This is a genomic window from Bartonella sp. AP11XZML (assembly GCF_042196445.1).
Taxonomy (GTDB): Bacteria; Pseudomonadota; Alphaproteobacteria; order Rhizobiales; family Rhizobiaceae; genus Bartonella.
Genome location: NZ_JBHIQF010000072.1, coordinates 23,024 through 30,799 on the forward strand (window position 1 = coordinate 23,024; position 7,776 = coordinate 30,799).

Sequence of the window (7,776 nt, forward strand, 5' to 3'; positions counted from 1 at the left end):
TATTTAATATGTTATTCATATTTATTATAATAAATCAATGGGTTAATAAAATTCAATATAACAGTAGCTACTCACTTTTCAAAGTAAATATGCGAGATTGGATGCTGCAATTGACTCAATTTTTCTAGAGTGTAATAACCAGTATATTTTATTCCGTATAAAAATTATCCTTAAGAGTTAATAAATAAGTTTTCACTCCAGTTTAGTAACAATTTTTTTAAACATTGTTCTAATTTTAGTAACTCATTTATAGCCTCAAGATATAATATTTCTAGAAAATTATTCAATTAAATATGAAGAGATTCTATTAGTATGAACATTAAAAGTTTTTTTATGCTTTATGTGAATTTAGACACTGTATATTTTTATAAACTTTCATGAATAAGTAACAGATCTCAGTTTTGAATATTGATATAAGAAGATTTCTGCATGTATGCGACAGCTTTATTTCCAGTATTAATAAAGGATTTTTTCATCTTTTGGGGGAGATTATGATTTATACTTAATGACACTCTATATTCTTAATAACTGATAATGTAAGGATCTTTGGAGGGAGAAGCGACTTTAAATTATAACTAATTAAGCTACGGAGCAATCGCTTTCGAAGAGGGATTACTTTAAAGAGAGTATAACATTTTAATTGCACATGAAGAATATATGAGTAGATACGTTATTAATGATACTTCATACTGTGAGATTTTAAATTTGGATAAGAGCAATAAAGATGTTGTTTTTATCAATTAGTTTTTTTAGAAAGTTGCAGTCTCTGTTGCTTCTATCTATTCAATAGAGTGCTTTGGGAGAATAGCGAATAGGTAGGTACATGGATTCGCTTTTATGCGTTTTAGGATGTTTTCTCTTTTCATTTAGAAACAATGGTGCCATCAATGATTATTTCTTCAACACTTGATTATCGTAAGGCAGCAAAGCGTCGTCTTCCTCCCTTTCTTTTTCACTATATTGATGGTGGGGCTTATGCTGAAGAAACGATGCGACGTAATTGTACAGATCTTCAAGCACTTGCATTGCGTCAAAGGATTCTAAGGCAAGTTGGTGAAGTTGATCTTTCAATCAAGCTTTTTGATCAGACACTTGATTTACCGATTGTACTTGCACCTGTTGGGCTAACGGGCATGTATGCACGTCGTGGAGAGGTAAAAGCAGCGCGTGCCGCAGCGGCAAAAGGGATTCCTTTTACTCTATCCTCTGTTTCAGTTTGTCCCATTGCAGAAGTACAAGAGGCAGTTGGAGGTGCATTTTGGTTTCAACTTTATGTTCTCAAAGATCGCGGTTTCATGCGTGATGCACTAGAACGGGCTTGGTTGGCTGGTGTACGCACGTTGGTTTTTACAGTTGATATGCCAGTTCCTGGTGCACGTTATCGTGATGCGCATTCGGGAATGTCTGGTCCTTATGCTGGTTTACGTCGTTTTTTACAAGCTTTGACTCATCCATATTGGGCTTGGAACGTTGGTGTTATGGGGCGCCCTCATGATCTTGGAAATGTCTCCACTTATCTCAAAAAGAAAATTGCATTGGATGATTACGTTGGTTGGCTTGGTGCAAATTTTGATCCATCAATTGGTTGGCATGATCTACAATGGATTCGCGATTTTTGGAAAGGAACAATGATTTTGAAAGGTATTCTTGATCCAGAAGATGCACGAGAAGCAGTAAAATTTGGTGCGGATGGTATTGTTGTTTCTAATCACGGCGGACGTCAGCTTGATGGTGTATTATCAACAACACGAGCATTGCCTGCAATTGCGGATGCTGTAAAGGATTATTTGACTATTTTAGTGGACTCAGGTGTTCGTTCTGGTCTTGATGTTGTACGCATGATAGCACAAGGTGCGGATGCTGTTATGATTGGCCGTGCTTTTGTTTATGCGCTTGCAGCAGCAGGTAAGAAAGGTGTTATGCATCTCCTTGATCTTTTTGCCAATGAAATGCGGGTAGCTATGACACTGACTGGTACTCAGACAATCAAAGATATTACACGCAAGAGTTTAGTAAATATAGATGTTTTTAAGCAATGAAAGCAATATGTTATACTTCTTTCAGAAAAAGAAAGTCTTTTTATAGAGGAGCATAATTATATATTTTAAAAAATATGTTGACAGTTAAAGTTAAATAGAAAAGATCAATAAGCTCCTCTATAAAATCACAGAAAATACTCAGTAACTACAATAATATTAAGTATTAATAATAATAAACACGAAAAAAAACAATAATAACATTGCATACATATTTTATTTACTTTATTAAAAGCTCATTCTACGGATAAAAAGGAACAAGCGCTGATATTAAAGGTAAAACAACTGTTGATATAGAAAAAATAGCTATAAATAATGCTGTGAGCATTTTTCCCTCCTGTATATAAAAAACATTAAAATATAATATGTTAATTACTTCTTTTCCATATTGGCATAAAACGTAAATTTATAAAATCCATTTAGTTTTATTTTAATATAGAATAATATTAATTATAGTATATAAATAAAATTATTAAAAATGTCAATATGTATTTATTTTAATCTATAATTATAATAAAAAATGTATCTAATAAATAATATTTCTATAACCTATATATTATTTATATTAAGTTCATTGGATAATATATTATATGGATATGATATTGTTTTTATGGAATACATTTTTAAGCAATGAAAAAATATCCGTACTATCTTTAAAAAAGCTCGTTTACTGAGAGCAAAACTGCGTGAATTAATGTGCTTTTCTTTCTTATTTTCTTGTATTCTCAATGATTTATGATGTTTTTGAACTGACGAGCATATTAGGAAGCAGTTGAATATTTTTTGTATAGTATGTCATTTCTAACACTATTTATGCGTTCTCGATTGATTTTATAACTTGTTAAAATATCCAGTTCGTTTTTATTGCAGATGGGGATGGTGGGGGGGCCTAATGATACAAATTGGCATAGAATGTTTTGTTCCATAAGCGATTTAACAATTGCATCTCCAAGCTTCTCCTTTGATACTATGCTCTTCACAGACAACAACAGATTGGTGAGATTGACATAACTCTAGCACTGATCTATTATCTCAAAGTTGAATTGTTGGCACACTTGTAAGCGTTGGGATAACTTCATGTTTTTTGAAGCTCTTCAGCAACATCAAGACAAATCTGAACAGTTTCTTCAGTAGCAAGTAAGAGAACATCTTTTCCTTTTTTAAATAGAAGTTTTGCTGATATCAATTTTTGAAGCATTTTTATGAATATTTATAACAGCACGCTTTCCTAAACCTATATAAATGGGTACAAGATTACTTAGAGTAGAAAGAATTACAATTTCCATTTGATCCAATTACTTCTCATAAGTAATTGGATAATATTTACTTTATCGCTGAATAAAAAAGAAAAGTTTTTCTCTCTTTAAATAGAGGATGGATTGTCATCTAGCCAATAGGGATAGTTTGCGAGAAATTTGTTCGATGCAAAACGACTTAACATTGCAGTTACTTTTATCATTTGAAGCTGTGAAAAGAAGGCTAAGATAGATGAAAGAATGTAAAAAATGATGGATACATTTTAAGATAAAAAATTATAATTTTGTTAATTCTACACCAGTTGCTGCCGATATTGGTGGCAAAAGAAATTTGATCAAAAAATATCAAAATTATTTGAGAACATTCCTCATGGCATGTAGCATTAAACCTTTTTGTTGGTATGGGTGAGATTTTCTTTGAGCAGAAATTGATTCTATCTCCTGAAATCAGCAATAATCTCTCAGGTTATGTCGTAAACTTTTTAGGGATGTTACAACGCCACTATCGTCCTTTTATGAAAATGTTAGCATTTCAGATGAGCAGTTGTGAGGAATTTCAACGTTTAATACAGCAAGATCCAGAAACTCTCACGGATTTAGAACGGGCTTCAAGATTTTTATATTTACAGCGATTAAGTTTTAGAGGGAATGTAAATCGTACGATGAGAATAGAAAACCATCGTAGCGCGCGGGGGGCTTAAGCCCTTCCAATTTGAATGCGTGCTAAAACTTATTTCCACTGTTTAGCAGGTGTTAGCATTGAACATTTAGACTGGTCTGATTTTATTGTGTGTTATGATCGCCTAAAAATCTTGTTTTATCTTTCACCACTTTAATTGTGGTTTTGAGGGTTATTAAAGAAAAGATTTTTATAAGTGGAAGGATTATCAGCCGATGTCTAAGCTGCTTGTATAAATTAAAGGGGAGTTTTTTGTCTTTAAACAATATGCTAGAAATTCAAAAAACTTTAGTTAACTTCATAAAAGAGGTTACACCATCTTATACAGACTGCTCTGCAAATAACACAATTTCTGGTAAGGAATGGGGTATCACCAATTTTGATTTCTAGAAAAGAAACAATACGTATTAAATAGTCTTTAACTTGCATACTTTTTGAGAATCCTTTCAGAATCTTTTGAAAAAAGTGAACTGATAGAAGATATTTCTATCAAAATATAAAAACTTTTCTAACAAGTTAGGAATAAATCTAAAAATATATATTAAATATAAAAACAGTGCGATATGCAGGATGTCTGGGCTTTAGAAATAAGAATCAAAGCGTATAAAGATGCATAGAAGTGAGATTGAGACATATCATTTTTATGATTCAATAAAAAATAAAAATTAAAGAAAAAATTCTATATCAAAAATTTAAGGTGGTTTAAAAGGTGGACGAGCAATGCATGGAAGGATGAGTGAGAAGGTGAATTAGGGGAGAGTGATTTATAGATTATCAGTATCTTTATAAAAGTATCTTCTCAAGATAAATATTGGGATGAAATAAGATTGTGGTTGAATGTTCGAAAAGATAATACGCGCTCTTAACTTTTCCGTTATACACATCACAATAAACGCCGTGAAAGACACGGTCCTATTACAAACTTTCTCTAAAAGCAGTACATGAGTTTGCAAGATATTACAGTAATATTTTAAAAGAAGGATTTTATTTCAGGAAAAAATTATCTTAAAATAGTAAAGCAATATTTTTCAAGAAATTGCTAGGCGACTTTTGAAAGTAAAAAAGCTAAGTTAAAAAATAAAAGCAAAAATGGTTGTTGGTTTTCTCGACTGGAGTTGCATGTCATTTCCCACATAGGGAATTTACCTATAGAAAAATTAACAGCCAAGATCATTCACAATGTTTTCCCGCCACTTTAGCATGAAAAAGCAGATACAGTGCGAAAGTATTTGCCTTATCGTCAACATCATTATTATAATTAGGAAGTTGAAGCAACGTCATTTACAAATCACATAAAAGCCTTACCATATATTCATTATATAGCTCCGTAGATTTCTTTTCTTCAAGCATGCCAGCCCCTAGATGTTATTTTTGTTGAAAACAGAGCCTTTGTGTATGATTAGTTCTTTGAACGACGATAGTAGTGCAATCCATAAAATCTTTTCTCATCTTCTTTTGATAGGATAACAAAGATGCCCTTAGAATACATCAATAGACTCAATCATTTTACACAAACATAATCTGTTGAATCCTTTAGTTTCAATTCAGACACCTCAGTCACTCTAATTAAATCTAATTGACCACCAGAGTGTTTTAATCCTTTAAGTGCTTTTACTTTTAATCTGAATGTATCCACCTCTTTCAAATCTTTTCATTGATTGATGTTTCAGAGGAATTATATTTTTATCACTTTATTTTCCGTTTATCTCTCCAACCACATAAACGTTCACCTTGTTCGTTATGTTTTAAAATATCTCTCGCCAAATTTGGACTAATGACATTGATATCTTGTCGATTCAAATAAATTGGCAGCCATCCGATACAAGAAGTTCGTTCATTCGTCGCGCAGCCAGCTAGAAAGCTTAGTGCGCACATCAGCATCACTTTTCTTATTAATTTCATTTTCTACCTCAAGCCGTGTTGTCGCTATCTTGAAATCTTCTTTTGTTTGCTTTTGCTTCTCAACTTTTTTCCCAAGAAAAAAGGCTTTGACTAAAGCTATAAGAAAAGCTGCTATGAGCGCTGACGTCATTGTCAGATATTTTTTTATCCATAAAATCATAGGCGGTGTTCCTGAAAACGTTTAGCAATGTATATCATAGCTGTACAAGCAGCTAAAACCATAATGCCTGCTAGAACCCATTGAACAGGACCATTTCCTGCAAAAAGACCTCCAAGCCCTGAAAAAGAACCTATGATTGGTGCAAGAGCTTCTACTTTGCAAATACCTGTTACGCCTTCTGGTTCTACTACATGATAATTGGGGGCAACATGAGCTCCTTTTGCCCACAATCCTGCTTCGGTTGCTCGGCGATTGACAAGACCTTGGATACGTTTTCCTCCCACTCTTGTCCATTTTTGCAATTCGGTTGGTATCGCTTCATATTCACCTTTATTAAGCTTTTTTAAAAGTGTAGAACTGCGAAATGCTGTGATTCCTACATTATAGCAAAATGATACTAATGCCGCGAATTGTTCATCGTTTAAAGGAACGGTAACGGCTTTTTCAACAACAGCTTCATACTCCCTCAAGTCCTGACAAAGGATTTTTTCAGCTTCTTTTTCCGTAATTTGCATATCTTTGTGAACGCTTGGGGCACCAGAAGCACTTGTATGTCCATAACCAATTGTCCAGACACCACCAGAATCTTCATAAGCTGATAAACGCAAGCCTTCCAATTGCTTAATCAATACAAGCCCTTCTTTTGATATTTTTCGCATTATTTTTACCTATAAAAAACTACACAAAGCAGGATATGAATTAAAAACTTACATCTACTCATTTTTAAGAACAGAACAGCGAAAGGGCATAATAAATTCAAAACACCCATAGTGGATTATTTTAAGATCCATATCATTTTTTGAATAAAGATTATGCTAAATACTATTCATTTTGCAGCAATTGATCTCCATCTAAAGACAATAACTTTATGATAATTCCATTTATAATCAGATAGATTTCACTCATAAATTCTTACAGTTGATCTAGAATGATTTAGAAGAACTTTACTTGAAAAAACTTCAATAATTCCAATAACAAAAAGCACTTTTAACAAAAAATAAGAGACATAATAATTAATGAAATAATTAGGTGTTGATTTTTAAGTAATTTCAAAAGTCATAAATTGCACCACAGAATTTTTTTATAAAAACAAAAAAACATTATAATTTAACATTATATATCTAAAAATTATCTTAGAATCAATAATACATATACATAACGTGTTATACATATTTAATAAAAAAATCTATAGTTAATTTAATTATTCTTTGTTTTTTCCCCTAATTGCTTAATTTCATTAAAAAATACCTTTATGAAGGATTTTAAATAAACTGTTACATAAAAAACATAATGGATATTTCTCCTCTCTTACAGTCTGTTTCCAACTGAAACAATATATTAGTGGAGCATATTCAATATATAGACCAATGATATTTGATAGTTTTTTTAAGAATATTGTACTGTAATAAATTTGAACAAGTAGTTCGGTTTCATATATTTTCTTTTTCATATGAAGCATTTGGTAGGGCGTTCGGATTCAATGGTATCATCTTTGTCTGGTGTTGTATTGGCTACGTTTCCAGCAGCATCTTAAACAAATCAATCAAGCTATTGAAATCTTTTTAGAGGCAATAGCACAAGAGATACAAAAGATTTTGACAAAAAGCTGCTTGACAATATAGGAAGTTCTCTCCTCCTAGCATCCCAGCCCCTTCACATAACATAAAAAAGAGAAAGGTAATGAGATGATATTTGATGATGGAGATAGATATGTAACGACACGTGAGTGTGCACAGCTTTTTA

At 32.2% G+C, this 7,776-nt stretch carries 4 protein-coding genes; 2 read left to right on the forward strand and 2 right to left on the reverse strand.

Annotated elements, in window-relative coordinates:
- Positions 1–887: 887 nt before the first annotated feature.
- Both lldD and ACFIMG_RS06925 read left to right on the forward strand, forming a co-directional pair.
- A complete protein-coding gene (gene lldD, locus ACFIMG_RS06920; protein WP_375678663.1) occupies positions 888–2,039 on the forward strand; it encodes an FMN-dependent L-lactate dehydrogenase LldD in 1,152 nt (383 codons plus the stop codon).
- Between the two features lie 1,681 nt (positions 2,040–3,720).
- Entirely contained in the window at positions 3,721–3,993 is a 273-nt protein-coding gene (locus ACFIMG_RS06925) for a hypothetical protein (RefSeq protein WP_375678664.1), read from the forward strand.
- Between the two features lie 1,812 nt (positions 3,994–5,805).
- On the opposite strand, the gene ACFIMG_RS06930 is transcribed toward ACFIMG_RS06925, so the two are convergent.
- Together ACFIMG_RS06930 and ACFIMG_RS06935 are read right to left on the reverse strand one after the other, a co-directional pair.
- Positions 5,806–6,033, reverse strand: coding sequence for a hypothetical protein (locus ACFIMG_RS06930; RefSeq protein ID WP_375618608.1), 228 nt, complete (start codon positions 6,031–6,033; stop codon positions 5,806–5,808).
- Entirely contained in the window at positions 6,030–6,692 is a 663-nt protein-coding gene (locus ACFIMG_RS06935) for a lysozyme (RefSeq protein WP_375678665.1), read from the reverse strand. Before ACFIMG_RS06935 ends, ACFIMG_RS06930 begins: the two co-directional genes overlap by 4 nt.
- Between the last annotated feature and the right edge of the window lie 1,084 nt (positions 6,693–7,776).

Coding starts and splice junctions, on each gene's coding strand:
- lldD (WP_375678663.1), top strand. CDS start 888: ATGATTATTTCTTCAACACTTGATTATCGTAAGGCAGCAAAGCGTCGT.
- ACFIMG_RS06930 (WP_375618608.1), bottom strand. CDS start 6,033: ATGATTTTATGGATAAAAAAATATCTGACAATGACGTCAGCGCTCATA.
- ACFIMG_RS06935 (WP_375678665.1), bottom strand. CDS start 6,692: ATGCGAAAAATATCAAAAGAAGGGCTTGTATTGATTAAGCAATTGGAA.